Origin of the sequence: Neotabrizicola sp. VNH66 (assembly GCF_049445895.1) — a bacterium.
Taxonomy (GTDB): domain Bacteria; phylum Pseudomonadota; class Alphaproteobacteria; order Rhodobacterales; family Rhodobacteraceae; genus Pseudogemmobacter.
Map to the genome: position 1 here is coordinate 33,653 of NZ_JBMSDW010000012.1, position 19,905 is coordinate 53,557.

Consider the following 19,905-nt stretch of genomic DNA (forward strand, 5'->3'; position numbering starts at 1 on the left):
TCAGTTCCTGTCAAGCCAGCTCAGGGTGCGGGCGCGCATCTGGTCGAAATGGCGTGACATGGCGGCAAGCGCGGCCTGCGGATCGCGGGCGGCAATGGCGTCGATCACCGCAACATGTTCCAGCGCCTGATCGGCAAAGGTCGTGTCGTTCCGGATCACCGTGCTGCGCCGCACGATCGCCCGCTGTTCCGCCAGAAGCCCCGGCAGAAGCGAGAGCCGGGCAGCCGCGGCCACGGACTGGTGGAAATCGCCGTCATCCTGCCAGAAGGTTTCAAAATTGGTGCGGCCTTCTTCCAGATACCGCATCTGGCGGACGCGGGCCTCCTCCAGCGCGGGGGTCATGCCGAACTCGGCGGCGCGGGCGGCGGCGGCCCGTTCAAGGATCTGGCGCAGCTGGAAGATATCCAGAAGATGTTCGACCGAGACGCGCCGCACCAGAAGCGCGCCATTGCCCATACGCTCGATCACCTGTTCGCGTTCCAGCATCGACAGTGCCGAGCGCAGCGGCGTGCGCGAGATGCCCAGCCGGTCGGCCAGTTCGCGTTCGGACAGGATCGTGTTGGGGGCGATGCGGCCCTCGACGATGTCGTCGCGCAACTGGCGATAGGCGCTCTGGGCCAGGGTTTCGCTGCTCATGCGGCGGCCTCGTCCAGAAGCGCGGCAAGAACAGCCTCGACCGCAAGGGCAAGGTCCGCGGGGTCCATGCCTTCATCGGGGCAATGGCTGCCGTTCCAGTTGCGCAGGAACACCATCACGCTGTCCCATCCCGCAGCGGCAAAGGCCGCGGCATCATGGCCACCGCCCGACAGCATCCGGCGGGGTGTGGCGCCGGTCCGGGCAGCACCCCCGGCGACCCAGTCGAGCATCCGGTCCGAAAGCCGGGCCGGGGCCGACCGGCTTTGCGCGCCAAGGTCGAAGGTGACGCCGGGACGGGCGGCTTCGATGCGGGCGATCTCGGCGCGGAAGGCGTGGTCGGCCGCATCCAGCGTGGCAGGATCGTCCGAGCGCAGGTCAAGGCAGAAATCAAGGCTGCCCGCGACCTTGGCCATGGCATGGGCGGGGCTGGCGGCATCGACGCGCCCGAAGGTGACGGTCAGATCGGCGCCCTGTGCCAGAAAACGCTCCCAGACCCGGTCCATCGCCATCACCAGATCTGCGAAAGCCACGACGGCATCGGCGCGGCCCTCCCGCGGGGCACCGCCGGAATGTGCCCAGGCGCCGGTGATGTGCGCGGCGCGGTAGCGCAGCCCGCCGCGGATGGCTGACACCAACGCGAAAGGTTCTGCGGCACGGTCCAGAACCGGGCCCTGCTCGATATGAAATTCAAGGAAACGGGCCGGCGCGGGCGGTGTGGCGCGCAGCATCGCTTCGGGGTCAAAGCCCTGGTCGCGCATATGGTCGGCAAGGGTGCGGCCGGTGTCGACACGCCTTGCGGTCAGGTCTTCGGGCGCCAGTCGGCCCAGAGCCGCGCGCGATCCGATGTAGGACACCGGGAACCACACGCTTTCCTCGGCCCGGGTCACCGTCAGGATGAAATCGGCGGCGGGGGTGGTGCCGGTTGCGCGCAGGGCGGCAGCAAGGGCCAGCGCCCCGGCGACCCCCGCCTGCCCGTCATAGGCACCGCCCTCGGCCACGGTATCAAGATGCGACCCGCAGTAAAGCGGTGTGCGGGACGGATCCTGTCCCGGCAGACGGGCAAAGAGATTGCCGGCGGCATCGCGCCATACCTGCATGTCCAGCGCTTTGGCCTCGGCCTCGATCAAGGCATGGGCCTGACTTTCAAGATCGGAATACGAGGGGCGGGTCCAGCCCGGGCCACCGGCGGACAGCGCGTTCACCTGCGTCAGCACGCGCTGGATCGTGGCACGGATCGTGGCAGCGACCGGATGGGAAAGGGGGGCAAGCGCGGTCATTCTGTCTGGGGCTTTCGGACTTCGGGATTGATCGTGGTTTCGGGGATATGCCCCGAAAGGGCCGCGATGACATGGCGGGTGGCTTCCAGCGCGACCCGGCGTAGGGCCTCTTCGGTGGTGCCGCCCAGATGCGGGGTGAAGACGACGTTTTCCGCGGCCAGCGGGCCGGTTGCGGCCCCCGGAGAGAACACATCCAGCCCGGCACCGCCAAGATGGCCCGAGGCAAGCGCGTCCCGCAGGGCCTCTTCATCGACCAGCCCGGCACGGGCGAGGTTGAGAAGGATGGCACCCGGTTTCATGGCGGCAAGGGCGGAGGCATCCATGAGATTGCGGGTTTCCGGGCGCAGGGGCGTGTGCAGTGACACAAGATCGGCCTCAGCCAGCCCTTCGGCCAGGGTGGCGACCCGGGTTCCGCCTTCGATCCGGGCGACGCGCGGGGAATGGACCAGAATGCGCATGTCGAAGGCAGCCGCAAGAATCCGCGCGGTTTCGCGGCCGATCGCGCCCCAGCCGATGATCAGCGCGGTCTTGCCGCGCAATTCGGTAAAGCTGGTACTTTCCCGAAAGCCGGGGCGGCCCTCGCGTTGGGCGCGGTCGGCGGCGGGGATGCGGCGGGCGACCGCAAGCGCAAGACCGACGGCCAATTCGGCGACCGAACGGGCGTTTGCGCCGGGTGTGGTGGCGACGATCACGCCTCGCGCCGCCGCGGCGGGCTTGTCGACCGGATCATGGCCCGCGCCATGGACCACCACCGCCTGCAGCCGGTCAGAGGCGGCAAAGGCCCCGGCATCAAGACCCGCATCGCGGGTGATGACCGCATCCATGCCGGGGATCAGACCGGCCACGGTTGCCATGTCGGGCGCAGGCGACAGGACCGGGGTGATCCCCGCTGCCCTCAGGGCCGCCAGCCCGGCCTCGTGGATCGGCTGGACGATCAGGCATTTCATGCCGCACCTCCGCGCCGAAGGCGGTTCAGCACGGCATCGCGGGCATGTTCCAGATGGACGCGCAGCAGGGCCTCGACCGTATCGGCATTGCCGCTGCGCACGGCGTCAAGAATGTCGAGGTGTTCCTGACAGCCGACCAGGAACCGCTCTGGCACCTGGGTATGGTCGAAGACGCAGGTGCGCCGGTGCAATGCGGCGATGGTCTGCGTCACTGCGGAATTGCCGAATTCGCGGCCCAGCAGGGCATGAAATTCATAATCCGTCTGGCGGTGCAGGTCGTTCACGGTCGGGTCCGAGACCATGAGCTTGCGGACCTTGGCCTCCATCGCGTCGATCTGGGCCGGGGGCAGCCGCACCGCAAAGCGGGCGGCCTGCGGCTCAAGCTCCAGCCGGAGGAAGAAGACCTCCTCGACATCGGCCGGGGTGACGGTGCGCACGCGGGTGAAGCGGCCCTCGACCACGGCGAGGCCTTCGGATTCCAGCCGTTTGATCGCCTCGCGCACGGGGGTGCGCGACATGCCGAAGACTTCGCCCAAAGCGGCCTCTTGCAACAGATCACCGGATTTCAGCACCCCTTCGAAGATCATCGAGATGATGCGCTGATGCGCCTCTTCCGCAAGGGCGCGGGGCGCGGCAGGGGCGGGGGGCAGGGCAGGGCCGTTGTTCATCCGGCTTGCTCCATCTGGCTGCGTGGCATGATCGGGCGCATCACCTCCTCCGGGTCGAAGATGCCGCCGACAAGGTCACAGGATAAGAGATAATCCGAGGTCAGCACGCCTTCTGCCTTGGGGGCAAGCGCGGCGAGGATGCGGCGCAGGCGGGCCTGCCGTTCGATCCACAGCGCCTCCCCTTCGGCGGCGGTGATCAGGGCAAAGCGGACCTCGCTGCCCACGGGCAGCTGCGCCAGCCGGGCAAGGTCAACCGAAGCGACTGTCGCAATCTTCGGATAGCCGCCGGTGGTCTGGCTTTCGGCCAGAAGGACCAGAGGCATCCCCGAACCGGGAACCTGGATCGAGCCGGGGACGGTGCCGTCTGAAACGATGTCATGGCCTGCGGCGGCGGGCAGTGTGGTGCCGCCCAGCACCATGGCCATGCGGTCCCGCTGCGGTGTGACCGTGAACGGACATTCGGTAAGCCGCGCGATGACCTCTGGGGCGAAGGCCGTGTCCTGCGGGCCAAGGATCAGGCGGATGGGGCCACGGTCAGGGAAAGGATGCGCGGCCACAAGGCGGCTTTCGGGGCGCAGGCATGCCGCACCGGGCCTGTCCTCGCCAAGGGGCAGGATGTCGCCTGCGCGCAGTGTCCGCCCGCCGATCCCGCCAAGGCCCGACCGCAGATGCGTGGCGCGCGAGCCAAGGACGGGCAGGGTTGCAATCCCGCCCGACAGGGCGAGATAGGCCCAGGTCGCGCTGTCGGGAAGGCCGATGGTGAGCGTCTCGCCCGGGTTCAGCCGATGGCTTTCCCCCGCTGGGACCACCCGGCTGTCGATGCGGATCGTGCAATCGGCCCCGGCCACGGCAAAGCGCAGCGGACGGGTGCAGCGGAAACTGCCCGCGGGGCCGGCAAATTCCAGCGCGGCGGCCGCGGGGTCGTTCTCCACCAGCACATTGGCCAGTGCCATGGCGGCGCGGTCGATCGGGCCTGCGGAGGAAACACCCAGATGGCGCAGTCCGAAACGTCCGGCATCCTGCACGGTCAGCATCGGTCCGGCAGAAACAATCTCAAGCGTCATGCCGCTTCCTCCGGGGCGATGATCATCTCTCCCGCCGCAGTCCGTGCGTCGAGCGTCTGCGCCTCGGCCTCGGTGATGGGGAAGAAACGGATATTGTCCCCCGCACGGAACAGGAAGGGTTCGGTCCGGGCCGGATCGAAGGACCGCACGGGCGTCCGGCCAAGAAAACGCCAGCCCGACGGACCGGCGACGGAATTGATGCTGCCCTGCTGGCCGCCGATCCCCACGGCACCGCTCGGGATCATCTGGCGCGGCTTGGGCAGGCGGGGGGTGTGCAGGATCTCGGGCTGGCCGCCGAGATAGGCAAAGCCCGGAGCAAATCCGATCATGTAGACACGATAGTCGACGCGGGAATGGATGGCGATCAGCTCGTCCCGGGAAAGCCCTTTCATTTCAGCCAGCTCGTCCAGGTCCTGACCAACTGCGCCACCATAAAGGCAGGGCACGCGCCAGCGACGGCCCGTGGCATTGTGATCCAGTGGGCGGGCGGCAAGCGCCATCAGCTGCTGACCAAGCGCCGCGCCCCGCACCTGTTCGGGATCATAGCGCACGAGGAGCGAGCGATAGGTGGGCACGATATCCACGATGCCGGCGATCACGCCGGCCTGAACAGAAGATTCAAGGCACGCCGCCAGCGCGATGACACGCGCATTGACGGTGGCATCCACCGTCTCACCAAGCTGCAGGACCAGCGCGCAATCGCCGCAGGACAGAAGGGTGGGGGGCATCGGGTCGATCATCAGGGTTGCATTCCGGGGCGCTGCGGACCGGCGACAGAATACTTTGCCGCCGGTCCTTTCTGTTTAGTCACGCAAGAGCTTGGGCAGGAAGTCGATAATCTCGGGGAAGACAGCAATCACCATCACGAACCCCGCCATTATGAAGAAGAAGGGCATGGTTGCGCGGGTGATCCGTGCCATGCTGTCGCCCGTCAGCCGCTGGATCACGGTCAGGTTGAAGCCGACGGGCGGGGTGATCTGCGCCATCTCGACCACGATGACCAGAAAGATGCCGAACCAGATCTTGTCATAGCCCGCCGCAAGCGCCAGCGGCAGCGTGATGGGCAGGGTCATCACGATGATGCCCAGACCCTCCATCACCGTGCCAAGCAGGATGTAGAACACCAGCAGCACGACGATCAGCATCAGGGGCGACATGCCCCAGCTCTGGATCGTCTCGGCAATGGCGCGCGGCACCCCCAGATAGCCGATCACCGTCGACAGGAAGACCGCGCCGATCATGATCAGCCCGATCATCGCACAGCTTTCGGCGGCCTGCCGGGCGGCGGTCATCAGGTTGCGCAGGGTCAGCGTGCGCTGTGCAAAGCCGATGAGCATGGCAAAGGCCACGCCCACGGTTGCTGCTTCGGTCGGTGAGGCGATGCCGCCATACATGGAGCCGATGACGCCGCCGATCAGCAGGAGCAGTGGACCCAGTCCGCGCAATGCGCGCAGTTTTTCACCAAAGCTGGTCGGCGGGGGCGCGGCACCCACGACCGAAGGGTCGATCCAGGCCCGCAGGGCAAGATATCCCATATAGGCCGCGGCCAGCAGCAGCCCCGGCACGATGCCCGCGATGAACAGCCGCAGGATCGATTCCTCTGCCATGACCCCGTAAATGATCATGATGGTTGACGGCGGGATCAGAAAACCCAGCGTGCCCGCCCCGGCCAGCGATCCGGTGACAAGATCGCGGTTGTAGCCACGGTCGATCAGCTCTTTCGCAGCGATGCGGCCGACGGTGGCCGTGGTGGCGGCCGAAGAGCCGCAGACCGAGGCGAAGAGCGTGCAGCCCAGCACGGTCAGATGGCTCAGCCGCCCCGGAACCCGGCGCAGCCAGGGCGAAAGGCCGGTGAAAAGCGCCTCGGAAATCCGGGTGCGGAACAGGATCTCCGCCATCAGGATGAACAGCGGCAAGGCCAGCAGCTCGGGCGAGACGACAACGTTATAGGCCTGCTGTGCCAGCAGTTTGAGACCCGGCATCCCGGGGCGGAACAGGGCGACAAGCCCCGCGCCGATGGCGATGAGGCCAAGCCCGATCCAGAGACCGCTGCCCAGAAGCAACGTCATGAGGCCAAGCAGGGTGGCGATGATCTTTCCCATTCCGCGCCCCCTAGTCCAGACCGGGGCCGGTGGCCATCGCCTCGCCGCGCAACTGGCGCAGGACCTGGGCCAGGCATTGCAGCGTCAGGATGGCCGCACCCAGGGCCAGGGCGCCCTGCGGATAGACCAGCGGCACACGGAACGACGTCGCCGCGGTCGAGCCGCGCTGGCCCGAAAGCCAGGCCATCTCGATCAGCGCCCAGGCGAGATAGCCGCAGATCGCGAGGCCGAGAAGGCAGGCGAAAAGGTCAAGCCTGCGGCTGACTGCGCGGGGCAGAACCTCAACCAGTGCGGTGACGCGGACATGGCTGCCGCCCTTCAGCGCGCTGGCGCTGGCCAAGAGGAAGCAGCCGCCCATCAGATAGCCTGCAAGATCCCAGGAGAAATGCAGCGAATAGGCGAAGATGTTGCGTGAGATCAGTTCGGCCGCGATAAGCGCGAGGATGCCCAGCAGGCACAGTGCGCCCAGAATGCCGCCAAGCTCGGTCAGGCTGTCGATCGCGGCGATGGTCCGGCGGAAGCGTGTGGAATGGGATGAAGACATGTGACCCTATCGTGCGTCATGGGGGTGTCAGCCCGGATGCGGGCTGGTGAAACCTGGGCGTAGACGGGGCCTAAGCCCCGTCGCGGCCCGGCACGGGCGGGTCAGCCGCGCATCGACAGATAGGCGTCGATGACCGGCGCCGATTCCGGCACACGGGTCTTGAACGCCTCCCAAAGCGGCTTGGCCTTTTCCAGAAGCTCGGCCTTCAGTTCCGGCGAAGGCGCGGTGATCGTCATGCCGTGTTCGCGCAGCGTGGCCTGCTTCTTCTCATCCTCGGCCCGGCTGTTCTGCCAGAACTGCGCCTCCATCGTCGCGGCGGTCTCCTCGATCCTGTCGCGGGTTTCCCGCGGGAGGGCATTCCACGCGTCGAGGTTGACGGACATGATGTTGGACGAGGCCTGCCAGTCGAAGGTGCTCATATGGGGCGTGAATTCCCAGAAGGAGCCGTCGACGCCCGAAGAAGACGATGTGGTCACGCCCTTGATCGTGCCGGCGGCCAGTGAGGGGACGACCTCACCCCAGGGCATCTGGATCGGCGTGGCGCCAAGGGCCGCGAAGAAATCATTGCCGTTCGCATCGACGACGCGGATGGTCAGGCCCTTCAGATCGGCCAGCGTGTCGATCTGGTTCGGCGAATAGACCGCCTGACCCGGCCAAGGCACCATATACAGGATCTTCTGGTTCATCCCGGCCGCAACTTCGTCAAGCTTCGGGCGGTAGAATTTGTGCAGCAGGGCCAGCTCGGGCAGCGAGGGCGCAAGGAAGGGCAGCGTCTCGATCCCGAGAAGCGGCGCTTCGCCGACCTGCTGGCTGAGCAGGACCTCGGCGATCGGCACAAGGCCGTCACGCACGGCGGCCATGCCTTCGGGCCCCTTGATGCCAAGCGAGCCGCCGGAATGGACGGTGATCATCACCTCGCCATCGGTCGCTTCTTTCACCGCCTCGGCAAAGGCCATGGCGTTCTGGGTGTGGAAGTTGCCTTCCGGCCAGACGATCGACATGTCCCATTGTGTCTCGGCCCAGGCCGGGGTGGTGGCCGTTGCAAGGGCAAAGGCGGCGCCGAAGAAGAAGTGATTTCCCTGTTTCATGTTTTCCCTTTCGCGGGTTTGGTTGGATAGAACGAACTTGAATTTCAGTATACCAACTGTATTCTAATATGAAGCGCAGCAGCATCTTCTGTCAATCGGACGCTGAAAGATGGCAAAATAAGGCGGCTGACGGGCGGAACTGCCCCAAAAGCAGGCGACAGGAGAGAAGATGACGCGGACGATCGACCTGAACTGCGACATGGGCGAAAGCTTTGGGGCTTTCGTCATCGGTGACGACGAGGCGATGCTGGACCTTGTGACCACGGCAAACATTGCCTGCGGATTTCATGCCGGCGATCCGGTGGTGATGCGGCGCACCATCCGTATGGCAAAGGCCAAGGGGGTGGCGGTCGGGGCGCATCCCTCGTTTGCCGACCTTTACGGATTCGGACGGCGGCGCATATCAGGTGAGCGTCCGGAAGACCTTGAAACGCAGCTGATTTTCCAGATCGTGGCCCTGCAGGGCATGGCCGCGCTGGAAGGCCATCCGATGACCCATGTGAAAACCCATGGCGCGCTTGGCAATATGGCGGCCGTGGACCCCGACCTTGCGGCGCTATGCGTGCGGGCGATCAGGGCGGTGGACCCCGGCCTTGTCTTCGTGACGCTGCCCTATTCCGAAACCTTCCGCGCGGCCGAGAGGGCGGGCCTGAGAATCGCCTGCGAGATCTATGCGGACCGCAGCTACACCGATCAGGGAGAGCTGACCCCGCGCAGCCAGCCCGGCGCGGTGATCCACGACCCGGCACAAAGCCTTGATCAGGTGCTGGAAATGGTCGTGAACGGACAGATTCCCACCACGGGCGGGAAAAAACTGCCCGTCACGCCCGAGACGCTGTGCATCCATGGCGACACCAAGGGCGCGGTCGAGATTGCCCGGCGCCTGCGCAGCGCGCTTGAGGCGAATGGCGTCACGATCGCGCCTTTCATCACCCCCTGACGTCTGCATCTCTGGAATGAAGTGACCTGCAAAATGACCCGCATCGTATATCTGAACGGCGACTGGCTGCCCGAAGCCGAGGCCAGGATTTCGGTTTTTGACCGTGGTTTCCTGATGGCCGATGGCATCTATGAAGTGACCTGTGTGCTGGACGGCAAGCTGGTGGATTACGCAGGCCATGCCGCGCGGCTGCAGCGTTCCGCCCGCGAACTGGGCCTGTCCCTGCCGCTGGACGAGGCGGAGCTTCTGGCCGCGCATCGTGAGATCGTTGCCCGCAATGGCATGGATCAGGGGATGATCTACCTTCAGCTGACCCGCGGGGCGGCGGACCGCGACTTTGTCTATCCGCCTGCGGGCACGCCGCCGACGCTCCTGATGTTCACCCAGGCGAAGAATGTGCTGCAGAACAAGGCCGCCGAAGCGGGGATCAGGGTGGCGCTTCTGCCTGATCTGCGTTGGGGCCGCCGTGACATCAAGACGGTGCAGCTTCTTTATCCCTGCATGGCCAAGATGGAGGCCATGGCGCGCGGGGCCGACGATGCCTGGCTGGTCGAGGATGGTTTTGTCACCGAAGCAAGTGCTGCCTCCTCGCATATCGTCACGAAAGACGGCGTGCTGGTGACGCGCGACCTGTCGCATGCGCTGTTGCCCGGGGTGACGCGCGCCTCGGTTCTGTCGCTGGCAGCCGAGCACGGGATACGGGTCGAGGAGCGTGCCTTCACACCAGAGGAGGCCAAGACGGCGCGGGAGGCTTTCATCACCTCGGCCACGAATTTTGTGGTGCCGGTGGTGGCCATCGACGGCGAGACCATCGGAACCGGCACCCCCGGTGCGCTGACCCGCGACCTGCGCCGTTATTACATCGAAACCCGCCGCGCGGCCGCGATCTGAGCGGGGGCGTGTCAGCCCGGACATTCCGCGCGGGCCACATCCCGACCGTCATGCGGATGTTCACTCAGGCGCCCCTTGGGCAGGGCGCCTGAACCGCGTCATCCGCAGGCCGGGATCAGAGGCAGCACGGCGCGGACCCGTCCGGCCGCACCGCAATCTGTGGGCAGTGCGGTTTCGGTCCGGGCACCGGGTGCCCGTCAGGGCAATCTCGGGCAGGGGGGTGCCCGCCGAAAGGCGTGAGGGCATCCGCTTGCGCCCTGCATTCCGGGTGATCTTTCCCGGTGGTCAGACGAAGGCAATCAGCTGGATTTCCACCGGCGCATTGCCGGGCAGCGTTGCCACCCCCACGGCGGCACGGGCGCCGATCCCGGCTTCTCCCAAGGCGCGCCGCAAAACTGCCGAGGCGAAATCGGCCAGCTTCGAATGCGCGGTAAACCCCGGCTCGGCGGCGACATAGACCGTCAGGCTCAGCACGCCCGCAAGCACCTCACCCGGGGCGAGCAGGCCCTGCGCAGCGGCCAGCGCATTGCCGCAGGCCAGTTCCACCGCATCGCGATAGGTCTCAATCGGAACGTCCGCCCGCACCGGCCCTTGCGCCAGCAGCACACCGTTCCGGCGCGGCGTCATGCCCGAAGTGTGGATCATCCCGCCGTGCCGCCGGGCCGGAATGTAATCACCCTGCGGAACCGGCTGCGGCAGCGGGGTCATGCCCGATACCGCTCGACCAAGGCGACGATGCGTTCGGCCGCCGCCACCGCGGCCTTGTGATCCTGGCTGAAATTCAGGCGGACGGAGGCGGCACTGTGCGGGCTGAATTCGGTGCCCGGTGTCACCACGACGCCGCCCTGAAGCCGCAGGATCCTGACGAAATCCGCGGGCGCGACGGCCAGCTTCGGCAGGCGCGGGAAAAGATAGCTTCCGGCCTGCGGTGCGCGGGCAAAGACGCCCGGGCAGGCCCGCAGCACGGCCAGAAGATCGTCGCGGATCGCCTCATGCGCGGCGATGCGTGCGGCCATCCATCCCGCCGGCTCATCGAACCAGCCGCGCAGCACAGCCTGGCTGTAGCCCGCCGCGCGAAGGCTGACGATGGCCTGCAGCTTTTCCATCCGCGCGATGATCCGGGCCGGGCCGAAGGCCACGCCCAGCCGGTAGCCCGAAAGCGACTCGGTCTTTGACGGCCCCATGATCGTGACGACATTGTCGGTTGCCGCTGCTTCGGCCCGCAGATGGGTATAGGTCACGCCCGAATAGAGCAGCCGCGAATAGAGCTGATCGGCGATGACCGTCGCGCCGTAGCGCGCCGCCAGTGCGGCGATCTGGCCAATCTCCTCCTTCGAATAGACCACACCTGCCGGGTTGTTCGGGTTCGAGAACAGGAACACCTTTGCCCCGGCCCGGAACGCCGCTTCCAGCCCGCTCAGGTCCAGCCCGGCGCGGGTCTCGTCGGCCGACACATAGTCAAGCTGCACCGGCAGCATCTCGCCTTCGAAGAATTCCACCAGCTTGCGGTTGGCGAAATAATCGGGCTGCACGATGGCGACCTTGTCGCCCCGTGTGACCGTGGCCGCCACCGCCAGGAACAACGCGCCCTGGGTGCCGGGCGTGACGATCATCCCGTCCTTTGCATCGACCGGCGCGCCGGTGAAAGCCGCCAGCCGGGGGGCCAGCATCTCGCGGATGCCGATGTCGCCACGATATTCGGTATAGGCCTGCGCCCCGCCCGCCGCGACCCCGGCCGAGAACAGATCGAACGCGCCCGGCGTCGGTTCATGCGCGTCGACATCGCCATGCGAGAAATCGACCGGCCGGCCGGTCAGAGCCTCGCCCTGCATCAGTGCGGCGAGCCCTTCGGCGCTTTGGCGGACTTCCTGCCCCGGCGCATTGTCGGTGCCGAGTTTTGCGAATTTCGTTTCAATCGACATGCTGTGGCCCCTTGCACAGGCCCCTGAAGGGGCCGCTCCGGCACCGGGTCTATATCCATCTAATCAAAACAAGTAATGGCTTTTTGTGTTTTCAAAAGATAGAAAAACCATTCATGGACACGCGCTTTCTGGAAAGCTTTCTGGCTGTTGTCGACGGCGGCTCCATCGCCGAGGCGGCGCGGCGGCTGAACCTTACCCCGGCGGCACTGGCGCAGCGGCTGCGCGCGCTGGAACAGGATCTGGGTCAGCCGCTGGTGCTGCGGGCGGGGCGGCGGGTGCGGCCCACGGCGGCGGGTCTGGCCGTGCTTGATCCGGCCCGCCGCCTGATCGAAAGTACCCGCGATCTGCGCGCCATTGCGGCGCAGGACGAACCGGCAGGCCAGCTGCGGCTTGGCGCCATCGCCACCTCGCTGACCGGACTTCTGCCCGAGATCATTGCCGGATTGCGGCTGCGGTATCCGCGCATCGACTATTATGTGCGGCCGGATTCCTCGATGAATCTCTATCAGGCGGTGATTGGCGGAGAGCTGGATGCCGCGCTGATGGTGCAGCCGCAATTCCCGGTGCACAAATCGGCCGGCTGGCTGACCCTGCGGCATGAGCCGCTGATCCTGATCGTGCCCGAGGATCTGCCGGACATCGACTCGCGGCAGATCCTGACCGCGCAACCCTTCATCCGCTATGACCGGAACCAGTGGGGCGGGCAGATCGTCGACCGATACCTGCGGCAGAACGGGCTCAAGGTGCGCGAGATGCTGGAGCTTGATGCGCTTGATGCCATTGCGGGTATGGTCAGCCGAGGTCTTGGCGTTGCCATCGTGCCCGACTGGGCGCCACCCTGGCCCGAAGGGCTGCGCCTGCGCCGCCACCCGCTGCCCGGGGCGGGCGGACGGCAGGTTGGCGTGCTCTGGACGCTGTCAGGCGCGCGCACCGCCGCACAGCAGGCCTTTGTCGCGGCCTGCCGGGCCCGCACCAGCGACCAGGGCCTGCCCGGCGGGGCAGGTCAGATGTGATAGGGAGAGCGGGTCAGCAATTCATTGCTGTCACGCCCGATGATCAGGATATCCTCGACAAAGGCCGAGCCGACGCCCTCGCTGGCCAGAAAGGCCTCGACGCCGAAGACCATGTTCTCGCGCACCACATCGGTCGGTAGGGACATGACGGTGGAAATCCGCGGCTGTTCGAAGGACAGGCCGATGCCATGGCCGAAAAAGGGGAAGTTCTTCATCAGGGCAGAGACCTCGCCGCCGAATTCCTGTGTCATCCGGTCGCCCTCGGCCGCCACATCCAGAAGCCGCACGCCGGGCCGCATCATCGCCGAAAGGTGCTGCACGATTCTGACCGTCGCGCCGATCAGACGCTGCTGGTCGGCCGTGGCCCGGCCCACGACCGCCGTGCGTCCGGGGTCAAGGTAATAGCCCTGAAAATAGGCCGCATGCACGGTTCCCCGCACCATGTCACCCGGGCGGGGGGTGTCGCCGCTGGATCCGGTCAGCGGAAAGCGGTAGTCGTAATCCATGGTGTCGCCATGGTTGGTGCCGATGGCCTGAGGGCGTCCGCCCCGCCGCACCACCACGCGGGCCGCTTCGCCCGCGGCCTCCCGTTCGGTCATCCCGCCGGTCAGGCCCTGCATCAGAACGTCCATCGCCTCGGTCGCGGCCTCGCCCGCGATGCGATAGGCGTCCAGCTCGCGCGGGCTTTTGATCATCCGCGCCCGGCGCACCAGATCGTCGCAGACCACCCAGTCGATGCCCGGCGTCTCGGCCAGCAGTTGCTGCCAGTATTTCACCGGCACGAACTGGCTGCCGCAAAAGGCCACGCGGCCCTGCACGCCCTGCGCGACCAGCGCCCGGCCGATGCTGACGAAGGGATGGTTGTCGCAATGCACGTCCGTGACCGAAACCAGATCGGTCCTCGGCTCCGGCTCGTCGATATGCAGCTGGGGCGCCCGGCCCTGCCGCAGGATCACGCCCGAGAAGGAACGTGCCGACCAGATCAGCGAATCCGTCCCGCCGCTGACCGAGTAATGGTTGGTCAGGTAAAGAATATCGCCACAATTGTCGGTCGTGCCGCCGCCCCGGCCAAAAACCACCGCGGTCTCAAACCCCTGCTCCTGCATCAGCATCAGCACGCGGGTCCAGCGGTCCTGATATTCGTCGATCGGAAAATAGCGCATGATGCTGGGACTTTCGGTCTGGAAAAGACGGGCCGCCGGGGCCGCCCGCCATGGGTCACGCCAGAGGCGCGCTTACTTGAGGATCGAGCGGATCGGTTCTTTCGGCGCCGGGTCGAAGCCGACGATCTCGCTCGTCAGCTTGGCATAGGTGCCGTCAGCCACCATCTCGGCCAGTGCCTTGTTCACGGCCTTGGTCAGGTTCGGCTTGCCCATCTTGATGGCAAAGCCCTTCTGGATCGCGCTCACCGGCTCGTCCACCAGTTTCAGCGGCAGGCTTGAGGCCTTGATCGCATAGGCCGCGGCAATCGCATCGGTGATAATTGCATCGACATTGCCATTGGCCAGATCTTGCATCGCGTCGGATTCGGCCTTGTAGACCTTCACTTCCGCGCCCAGTTCCTCGGCGATCTTCGACCAGTTCGAGGCGACCAGAGCCCCCACGACCTTGCCCTTCACGTCAGCGGGCCCGGTGATGTCGCTGTCGTTGCGCACCACCACGCGGCCGCCCGATTCCAGCCAGCCATCGGCGAAGGTCACCTTTTCCTGCCGCTCGGCGGTGATGTCCATGGCCACGCTTACGATGTCATATTGATCGGCCTCAAGCCCGATCAGCACCGATTCCCATTTCACCAGCACGGGTTTGTATGCCAGCCCGAGCCGATGGGCGATTTCCTTCATGACACGGATTTCCAGCCCGTCCAGCTCGCCATCCGGGGCGCGCATCGAGAAGGGCGGATAGGTGCCTTCGGTTGCCGCGCTCAGTTCACCCGGAACCAGAAGTTCCAGCTCTCCTTCGGCCACGGCGGCGGTTGCGAAAGCCATCGTGATGGCGGCGACGGCGCCAAGCGCCAGGGTTTTCAGGGTCATTTCATGGTCTCTCTGTCAGGGTTGGATTTTTGTCGTTGACCGCTTATCGCGCCGCGCCTCGGCCGGGGTGGTCCGAAGCGCGGCCATGACGGAAGCTCCGAACCGGGCGGTGATCCGGTCCGGACCGTCATGCAGGGGATGGGGTTCGCCCGAACCGGCGCCGGCAGGCGGCAGGTCCGGAAACGCGGTGCCGAGAGGGGTGCAATCGGCGGGGCGGTCATCAGCTCAGCCTGCCGTACCGACGCTCCAGCCAGTTGGCGAGTTGCGTCAGCACCGTCGTCAGCACCAGATAGATCACCGCCACGGCGATGTAGAAATCAAAGGGCCGGAATGTCGCCGAGATCAGGGTCTGGGCATAAAGCGTCAGCTCCACCACCGTGATCGTCGACAGAAGCGAGGTGTTCTTGAGGGTCGAGATCGCCTCGTTGGTGACGGCCGGCAGGATGATGCGGAAAACCTGCGGCAGGATGATGCTTTGCATGGTCTGGAACCCGCTGAATCCCAAGGCCAGAGACGATTCCGTCTGTCCGCGCGGAATGGCCTGCAGCCCGGCGCGGATGATCTCGGCCACATAGGCGCCGCTGTTGAAGCCCAGAGCCAGCACCCCGGCGGTGAAGGGGGACAGGCGGATGCCAAGCTGCGGCATGCCGAAATAGATGATGAAGATCTGGATCAGGGCGGGTGTGCCGCGGATGAACCAGATGTAGAAGTTCGCAAGACCCTTGACCGGTGCCAGGGCAGAGCGTTGCGCCAGCGCCGCCGCCAGCCCGCAGCCCCAGCTGACAAGGATCGTCAGCACCGTGATCCACAGCACCAGCCACGACGCCTTGAGGAAACCGGGCCCGTAGACCGCCACATCCGACCAGAACTGGTTCATGCCGCGCCCTCCGCAGTGGTGGCGGATTTCGCCAGATCGTCATGCAGAATGCGGTGCAGGAACTGCCGCAGCCGCGGGCTGTCGGGATTGGCCAGCACCTTGCCGGGTGGCCCCTGCTCGGCGATCACTCCGTTTTCGAAGAACAGGACCCGGTTCGACACATCCCGTGCGAAAGAGATTTCATGCGTGACCAGAAGCATGGTCATGCCATCGGTCGCCAGAGAGGCCATGAGCGTCAGAACCTCATGCACCAGTTCGGGGTCCAGCGCCGAAGTTACCTCGTCGAAAAGCATCAGCTTTGGTTTCATCGCCAATGCACGTGCGATGGCCACCCGCTGCTGCTGTCCGCCCGACAGTTTTGCCGGATAGCTGTTGCGCTTTTCATAAAGCCCGATCCGCGCCAGCAATGCCTCGGCCACTTCGACCGCCTCGGCACGCGGACGGCCCAGCACCCGGACCGGGGCATGGACCACGTTCTGCAGGACTGTAAGATGCGGCCAAAGGTTATAGCTTTGGAACACCATCCCGATCTGCGCGCGCAGCGCCTGCAGCTGGCGCCGTGTCGGATGGCCCGGGGCACGCGCCTTGAAGTCGAAGTTGAAGTTCTGGAATTCCATCGTGCCACCGTCTGCCGGTTCGATGGCATTGATCGAACGCAGGAAGGTGCTCTTGCCAGAGCCGCTGGCCCCGATGATCGACACCACCTCGCCCGCGGTCACATCCATGTCGATGCCCTTCAGCACCTGCAGCGTGCCAAAGCTTTTGACGATACCGCGCAGGCGCAGAAGCGGTTTTTCTGCTGTGTCCGTCACGATTCCTTCCCCTCCAGCACCAGATAGGCCACGTCGCGCGGGGTGCATTCCGCGCCATTGATCGGGGTGATGTCCTGCGGGCAGGCCGACAGCACCACTACGACATCCGTCTCGGCCCGCAGCGTCACACTGTCGCCCGGCGCACTGGTCGGGGGCACCCGTGTCACCTTGCCTTGCGCGTCGATCGGCACATTCATGAACAGGTTCAGCGACGCGGGGGTAAAGGGCAGCGACAGGCCAAGCCGTCCGATGGCCTCGTGAAAATTGTCGGTGCAGCTGCGATGCGGCACATGACCAAGCTCGGCATAGATCTCGGCGCTGCACGGGCAAAGCTGGGTGTCATGGCGGCCGGGAGAGCGGTCCTCGACCAGGGTCATCAACGGCCGGCGGTGGATGCTGACGATCCGGTCGCCCTCGCCCAGATAGATCCCGCTGTTGACCGAGCGGGTATGCTCCATCGCGCCATAGTCCAGCGCGTCATCGGCGGACAGGACCCATGTGTCCACCACCTGCGTGCCATGGGTGTTGATCACCCGGATCGACTGGCCCCGGCGCAGAGGGACAGCAATCCCCTGCGCGGCGGGAAGAATTCGTTCGTCTTGCGTCACATTCGATCCAGTTCTGACAAGAGACTTCTGAGGGTCGGGCGCGCATCTCCGGCGTCGGATTCGACATCATACAGACATCAGGGCCGCAGCAGTCGAAAGGCAATTTCAGTATACCACTAGAATTCCCAAATTGACGAAATGTTTATTGTGCCAGTATTGGGCACATCACGGCGAATATGCACAAAATATAGACGAAATATGAGCGGATCCGGGCCCGGAACCGGTTGCGCGGCCTTGCCGCCCCATCGTCAAGCCTGATGGCGAATCAGGCGTGTCTTCACGCTGCGATGATACGTTCATAAATCGTTCCGCTCCGCGGTTTTCCGGGCGGGGTGGCAACCGATGGGACCGCGGACGGGTATGGCGTTGGCCGCATCGTTCCACGATCCGCCGCTGCCTGGCGGCAGTTCAGCAGGCGCAGATGGGTTTCATCTCAGACAGAAGCCCGTCCCGGGCATCTGCCGGAGGGTTCATGGTTGCGCCGTCGAAGCGGGGGCCGTTCGCCGGACTGGATCGAGGATCCGGTCCGAACCGACCTGCCCCTTCCTTGCGTCAGTCGCAGAAAATTCCCGGCTGGTCACTGTTCAGCCTGTTCAGGATGCCTTCGATCTTTCCCAGATGCTGACGCATCGAAAGCGTCGCGGCTTCGGTATCGCGCGCGTGCAGCGCCTCCATGATGCGCAGATGATCGGCATGGGCCGAGGGCGCCCCCGCAGACAGGCTCAGAAATCGGGTGCGGTCCATATGGCCCTTGTTCTCTTTGACCAAAGCCCAGACAAAGCCCAACCCCGAGAAGCTGCAGATGTCGTGGTGGAACCTGTCGTCCAAAGCGTGGAACTCGGACCGCCGGTCCCCCTTGACCGCCGCGTCCTGCCGGTCGACCACTTCGTCCAGCGCGTCAAGATGCGCATCGGTCAGCTTCGTCACCGCGGTGCGAATGCAGGCCTCCTCCAGCGAGGAGCGGATGAACATCGCCTTCATCACCGCCTCTTTCGAAATCCGCGTGACCAGCGTTGCCCGCTGCGGGCGGATCTGGATGAACCCCATCTGCGACAGCCGGTAGAAGGCATCGCGGACCGGTTGGCGTGACACGCCCATCTGCGCGGCGACCTCGGCCTCGGACAGTTTGGCGCCCGGCGGCAGCGACAGGTTCACCACCCGGGCATAAAGCGCATCAAAGACCAGATCCGTCACCGTTGGCTGCCGAAGATCGCCGATCGGGGGCAGGGCGGCAATCGGTTGATCAGAGGCGACAAGGGTCATGAAACAGATCTCGTTCTACGGCGCGGGCGCGGGCGGGTTAGCATGACTATCGCCCGAGAGGCCATTGTTGACAACTGGCATATTAGTCGACTACCCATCAAAAAACCATGAGTCGTTGGGAGGCGATGCATGTTCTTCCACCCTCACCGGCGACCAGCACAGACGGACAGACTTCATCATGGGAGGATGAAATGAAGGTTCTGAACACCACGCTTGCCGCACTTCTGGCGACCGCCGCACTGGCAGGCGCCGCAACCGCCGAATGCGAGATCACGCTCCGCTCGTCCGACACCCACCCCGACGGCTATCCGACGGTCGAGGGTGTGAAGGCGATGGCGGCCGAGGTGAAGGAAAAGACCGAAGGCCGCATCTGCATCGAGGTCTTCCCCTCGTCCCAGCTGGGCGAAGAGAAAGACACGATCGAACAGACCCAGTTTGGCGTCATCGACATGGTTCGCGCCAGCTTCGGCTCGTTCAATGACATCGTTCCGGTGACCCAGCTGATGTCGCTGCCCTATCTGTTCCGCGGCGAAGACCATCTTCATGCCGTGATGGACGGCGACATCGGCAAAGAGATTGCCAAGGATTTCGCCGAAAAGGACCTGATCGTCCTGGCCTATTATGATGGCGGCTCGCGCAGCTTCTACAACAGCCAGAAGCCGATCCAGACGGTTGACGACCTGAAGGGCATGAAGTTCCGGGTCATGCAGAATGATGTCTTCGTCGACATGATGGCCGCGCTTGGCGCCAACGCCACCCCGATGCCCTATGGAGAGGTCTATTCCTCGATCCAGACCGGGGTCATCGACGGGGCCGAAAACAATTTCCCCAGCTATGACAGCTCGGGCCATTTCGAGGTGGCCAAGTATTTCACGCTGGACCAGCATCTGATGGTGCCGGAACTTGTCGCGATGTCGAAAACCTCGTGGGAGAAGCTGTCGCCCGAGGATAAGGCCGTATTGCGCGCCGCGGCCGAGGCATCCGCGACGGTGCAGCGCGGGCTTTGGGCCGCGCAGGAAAAGGCGTCGGAGGAAAAAGTCATCGCGGCCGGGGCCGAGGTGATCAAGGACGTGGACAAGACCGCCTTTATCGAGGCGATGGTCCCCGTCTACGACAAATATGTCACCACCGATGAAGCCAAGGATCTGGTCAAGCGGATCCAGGACACCCAGTAACCGCCGTTGGCTGCGGCCCCGGCGGGGTCGCGGTCATTTCAACCGATA

General features: G+C 65.2%; 21 protein-coding genes. 4 read left to right on the forward strand and 17 right to left on the reverse strand.

Going from position 1 to position 19,905, the window contains the following annotated elements:
* The 9 genes from ACO2Q5_RS16250 to ACO2Q5_RS16290 all read right to left on the reverse strand — a co-directional run bounded on the left by ACO2Q5_RS16250 (window position 1) and on the right by ACO2Q5_RS16290 (window position 8,326).
* A complete protein-coding gene (locus ACO2Q5_RS16250) occupies window positions 1-636 on the reverse strand; it encodes a GntR family transcriptional regulator (RefSeq protein WP_423292941.1) in 636 nt (211 codons plus the stop codon).
* Window positions 633-1,913, reverse strand: a complete 1,281-nt coding sequence (locus ACO2Q5_RS16255) for a hydantoinase/carbamoylase family amidase (RefSeq protein ID WP_423292943.1) — start codon at window positions 1,911-1,913, stop codon at window positions 633-635. The genes ACO2Q5_RS16250 and ACO2Q5_RS16255 overlap by 4 nt, the downstream gene beginning before the upstream one ends.
* A complete protein-coding gene (locus ACO2Q5_RS16260) occupies window positions 1,910-2,860 on the reverse strand; it encodes a hydroxyacid dehydrogenase (protein ID WP_423292945.1) in 951 nt (316 codons plus the stop codon). The genes ACO2Q5_RS16255 and ACO2Q5_RS16260 overlap by 4 nt, the downstream gene beginning before the upstream one ends.
* A complete protein-coding gene (locus ACO2Q5_RS16265; protein ID WP_423292947.1) occupies window positions 2,857-3,528 on the reverse strand; it encodes a GntR family transcriptional regulator in 672 nt (223 codons plus the stop codon). Before ACO2Q5_RS16265 ends, ACO2Q5_RS16260 begins: the two co-directional genes overlap by 4 nt.
* On the reverse strand, window positions 3,525-4,592 hold the full coding sequence (locus tag ACO2Q5_RS16270; protein ID WP_423292949.1) for a biotin-dependent carboxyltransferase family protein: 1,068 nt from the start codon (window positions 4,590-4,592) through the stop codon (window positions 3,525-3,527). The genes ACO2Q5_RS16265 and ACO2Q5_RS16270 overlap by 4 nt, the downstream gene beginning before the upstream one ends.
* Window positions 4,589-5,320 carry a 5-oxoprolinase subunit PxpB gene (gene pxpB / locus ACO2Q5_RS16275; RefSeq protein WP_423292951.1) on the reverse strand — a complete coding sequence of 244 codons (732 nt, stop codon included), beginning with the start codon at window positions 5,318-5,320 and terminating at the stop codon, window positions 4,589-4,591. The genes ACO2Q5_RS16270 and pxpB overlap by 4 nt, the downstream gene beginning before the upstream one ends.
* A gap of 75 nt (window positions 5,321-5,395) precedes the next feature.
* Entirely contained in the window at window positions 5,396-6,694 is a 1,299-nt protein-coding gene (locus ACO2Q5_RS16280; protein ID WP_423292953.1) for a TRAP transporter large permease, read from the reverse strand.
* A gap of 10 nt (window positions 6,695-6,704) precedes the next feature.
* Entirely contained in the window at window positions 6,705-7,238 is a 534-nt protein-coding gene (locus ACO2Q5_RS16285) for a TRAP transporter small permease subunit (RefSeq protein WP_423292955.1), read from the reverse strand.
* Between the two features lie 101 nt (window positions 7,239-7,339).
* Window positions 7,340-8,326, reverse strand: a complete 987-nt coding sequence (locus ACO2Q5_RS16290) for a TRAP transporter substrate-binding protein (protein ID WP_423292957.1) — start codon at window positions 8,324-8,326, stop codon at window positions 7,340-7,342.
* Between the two features lie 169 nt (window positions 8,327-8,495).
* Between ACO2Q5_RS16290 and ACO2Q5_RS16295 the strand changes: the two genes are divergently transcribed.
* Both ACO2Q5_RS16295 and ACO2Q5_RS16300 read left to right on the forward strand, forming a co-directional pair.
* Window positions 8,496-9,266 (forward strand): LamB/YcsF family protein, encoded by a 771-nt coding sequence (locus tag ACO2Q5_RS16295; RefSeq protein ID WP_423292959.1) that lies wholly within the window; start codon window positions 8,496-8,498, stop codon window positions 9,264-9,266.
* 33 nt (window positions 9,267-9,299) lie between these two features.
* The gene (locus tag ACO2Q5_RS16300; protein WP_423292961.1) at window positions 9,300-10,157 is read left to right on the forward strand and encodes a D-amino-acid transaminase; all 858 of its coding nucleotides are present in this window, start codon (window positions 9,300-9,302) and stop codon (window positions 10,155-10,157) included.
* 285 nt (window positions 10,158-10,442) lie between these two features.
* On the opposite strand, the gene ACO2Q5_RS16305 is transcribed toward ACO2Q5_RS16300, so the two are convergent.
* Together ACO2Q5_RS16305 and ACO2Q5_RS16310 are read right to left on the reverse strand one after the other, a co-directional pair.
* On the reverse strand, window positions 10,443-10,865 hold the full coding sequence (locus tag ACO2Q5_RS16305) for a RidA family protein (RefSeq protein WP_423292963.1): 423 nt from the start codon (window positions 10,863-10,865) through the stop codon (window positions 10,443-10,445).
* Window positions 10,862-12,079, reverse strand: a complete 1,218-nt coding sequence (locus tag ACO2Q5_RS16310) for a pyridoxal phosphate-dependent aminotransferase (RefSeq protein ID WP_423292965.1) — start codon at window positions 12,077-12,079, stop codon at window positions 10,862-10,864. Before ACO2Q5_RS16310 ends, ACO2Q5_RS16305 begins: the two co-directional genes overlap by 4 nt.
* Before the next feature lie 113 nt (window positions 12,080-12,192).
* On the opposite strand from ACO2Q5_RS16310, the gene ACO2Q5_RS16315 reads away from it, so the two are divergent.
* Window positions 12,193-13,092, forward strand: coding sequence for a LysR family transcriptional regulator (locus tag ACO2Q5_RS16315; RefSeq protein WP_423292967.1), 900 nt, complete (start codon window positions 12,193-12,195; stop codon window positions 13,090-13,092).
* On the opposite strand, the gene ACO2Q5_RS16320 is transcribed toward ACO2Q5_RS16315, so the two are convergent.
* From ACO2Q5_RS16320 to ACO2Q5_RS16345, 6 genes are all read right to left on the reverse strand, one after another.
* Window positions 13,083-14,255: a M24 family metallopeptidase gene (locus tag ACO2Q5_RS16320; RefSeq protein ID WP_423292969.1), complete on the reverse strand. Its 1,173-nt coding sequence runs from the start codon at window positions 14,253-14,255 to the stop codon at window positions 13,083-13,085. The two genes, ACO2Q5_RS16315 and ACO2Q5_RS16320, sit on opposite strands and share 10 nt — an antisense overlap.
* 72 nt (window positions 14,256-14,327) lie before the next feature.
* Window positions 14,328-15,122: a transporter substrate-binding domain-containing protein gene (locus ACO2Q5_RS16325; protein ID WP_423292971.1), complete on the reverse strand. Its 795-nt coding sequence runs from the start codon at window positions 15,120-15,122 to the stop codon at window positions 14,328-14,330.
* Window positions 15,123-15,342: 220 nt separating this feature from the next.
* Window positions 15,343-15,999 (reverse strand): amino acid ABC transporter permease, encoded by a 657-nt coding sequence (locus ACO2Q5_RS16330; protein ID WP_423292973.1) that lies wholly within the window; start codon window positions 15,997-15,999, stop codon window positions 15,343-15,345.
* The gene (locus ACO2Q5_RS16335; RefSeq protein ID WP_423292975.1) at window positions 15,996-16,859 is read right to left on the reverse strand and encodes an amino acid ABC transporter ATP-binding protein; all 864 of its coding nucleotides are present in this window, start codon (window positions 16,857-16,859) and stop codon (window positions 15,996-15,998) included. The genes ACO2Q5_RS16330 and ACO2Q5_RS16335 overlap by 4 nt, the downstream gene beginning before the upstream one ends.
* Window positions 16,808-17,419: a DUF1989 domain-containing protein gene (locus tag ACO2Q5_RS16340; RefSeq protein WP_423292977.1), complete on the reverse strand. Its 612-nt coding sequence runs from the start codon at window positions 17,417-17,419 to the stop codon at window positions 16,808-16,810. The genes ACO2Q5_RS16335 and ACO2Q5_RS16340 overlap by 52 nt, the downstream gene beginning before the upstream one ends.
* Before the next feature lie 552 nt (window positions 17,420-17,971).
* Entirely contained in the window at window positions 17,972-18,682 is a 711-nt protein-coding gene (locus ACO2Q5_RS16345; protein WP_423292979.1) for a GntR family transcriptional regulator, read from the reverse strand.
* Window positions 18,683-18,873: 191 nt separating this feature from the next.
* On the opposite strand from ACO2Q5_RS16345, the gene ACO2Q5_RS16350 reads away from it, so the two are divergent.
* Window positions 18,874-19,857 carry a TRAP transporter substrate-binding protein gene (locus ACO2Q5_RS16350; protein ID WP_423292981.1) on the forward strand — a complete coding sequence of 328 codons (984 nt, stop codon included), beginning with the start codon at window positions 18,874-18,876 and terminating at the stop codon, window positions 19,855-19,857.
* Window positions 19,858-19,905: the final 48 nt, after the last annotated feature.

Bases quoted from the DNA above. Each gene is read 5' to 3' on its own strand.
- ACO2Q5_RS16250 (WP_423292941.1), bottom strand. From the start codon at position 636: ATGAGCAGCGAAACCCTGGCCCAGAGCGCCTATCGCCAGTTGCGCGAC.
- ACO2Q5_RS16255 (WP_423292943.1), bottom strand. From the start codon at position 1,913: ATGACCGCGCTTGCCCCCCTTTCCCATCCGGTCGCTGCCACGATCCGT.
- ACO2Q5_RS16260 (WP_423292945.1), bottom strand. From the start codon at position 2,860: ATGAAATGCCTGATCGTCCAGCCGATCCACGAGGCCGGGCTGGCGGCC.
- ACO2Q5_RS16265 (WP_423292947.1), bottom strand. From the start codon at position 3,528: ATGAACAACGGCCCTGCCCTGCCCCCCGCCCCTGCCGCGCCCCGCGCC.
- ACO2Q5_RS16270 (WP_423292949.1), bottom strand. From the start codon at position 4,592: ATGACGCTTGAGATTGTTTCTGCCGGACCGATGCTGACCGTGCAGGAT.
- pxpB (WP_423292951.1), bottom strand. From the start codon at position 5,320: ATGCCCCCCACCCTTCTGTCCTGCGGCGATTGCGCGCTGGTCCTGCAG.
- ACO2Q5_RS16280 (WP_423292953.1), bottom strand. From the start codon at position 6,694: ATGGGAAAGATCATCGCCACCCTGCTTGGCCTCATGACGTTGCTTCTG.
- ACO2Q5_RS16285 (WP_423292955.1), bottom strand. From the start codon at position 7,238: ATGTCTTCATCCCATTCCACACGCTTCCGCCGGACCATCGCCGCGATC.
- ACO2Q5_RS16290 (WP_423292957.1), bottom strand. From the start codon at position 8,326: ATGAAACAGGGAAATCACTTCTTCTTCGGCGCCGCCTTTGCCCTTGCA.
- ACO2Q5_RS16295 (WP_423292959.1), top strand. From the start codon at position 8,496: ATGACGCGGACGATCGACCTGAACTGCGACATGGGCGAAAGCTTTGGG.
- ACO2Q5_RS16300 (WP_423292961.1), top strand. From the start codon at position 9,300: ATGACCCGCATCGTATATCTGAACGGCGACTGGCTGCCCGAAGCCGAG.
- ACO2Q5_RS16305 (WP_423292963.1), bottom strand. From the start codon at position 10,865: ATGACCCCGCTGCCGCAGCCGGTTCCGCAGGGTGATTACATTCCGGCC.
- ACO2Q5_RS16310 (WP_423292965.1), bottom strand. From the start codon at position 12,079: ATGTCGATTGAAACGAAATTCGCAAAACTCGGCACCGACAATGCGCCG.
- ACO2Q5_RS16315 (WP_423292967.1), top strand. From the start codon at position 12,193: ATGGACACGCGCTTTCTGGAAAGCTTTCTGGCTGTTGTCGACGGCGGC.
- ACO2Q5_RS16320 (WP_423292969.1), bottom strand. From the start codon at position 14,255: ATGCGCTATTTTCCGATCGACGAATATCAGGACCGCTGGACCCGCGTG.
- ACO2Q5_RS16325 (WP_423292971.1), bottom strand. From the start codon at position 15,122: ATGACCCTGAAAACCCTGGCGCTTGGCGCCGTCGCCGCCATCACGATG.
- ACO2Q5_RS16330 (WP_423292973.1), bottom strand. From the start codon at position 15,999: ATGAACCAGTTCTGGTCGGATGTGGCGGTCTACGGGCCCGGTTTCCTC.
- ACO2Q5_RS16335 (WP_423292975.1), bottom strand. From the start codon at position 16,859: ATGCACCCCGCGCGACGTGGCCTATCTGGTGCTGGAGGGGAAGGAATC.
- ACO2Q5_RS16345 (WP_423292979.1), bottom strand. From the start codon at position 18,682: ATGACCCTTGTCGCCTCTGATCAACCGATTGCCGCCCTGCCCCCGATC.
- ACO2Q5_RS16350 (WP_423292981.1), top strand. From the start codon at position 18,874: ATGAAGGTTCTGAACACCACGCTTGCCGCACTTCTGGCGACCGCCGCA.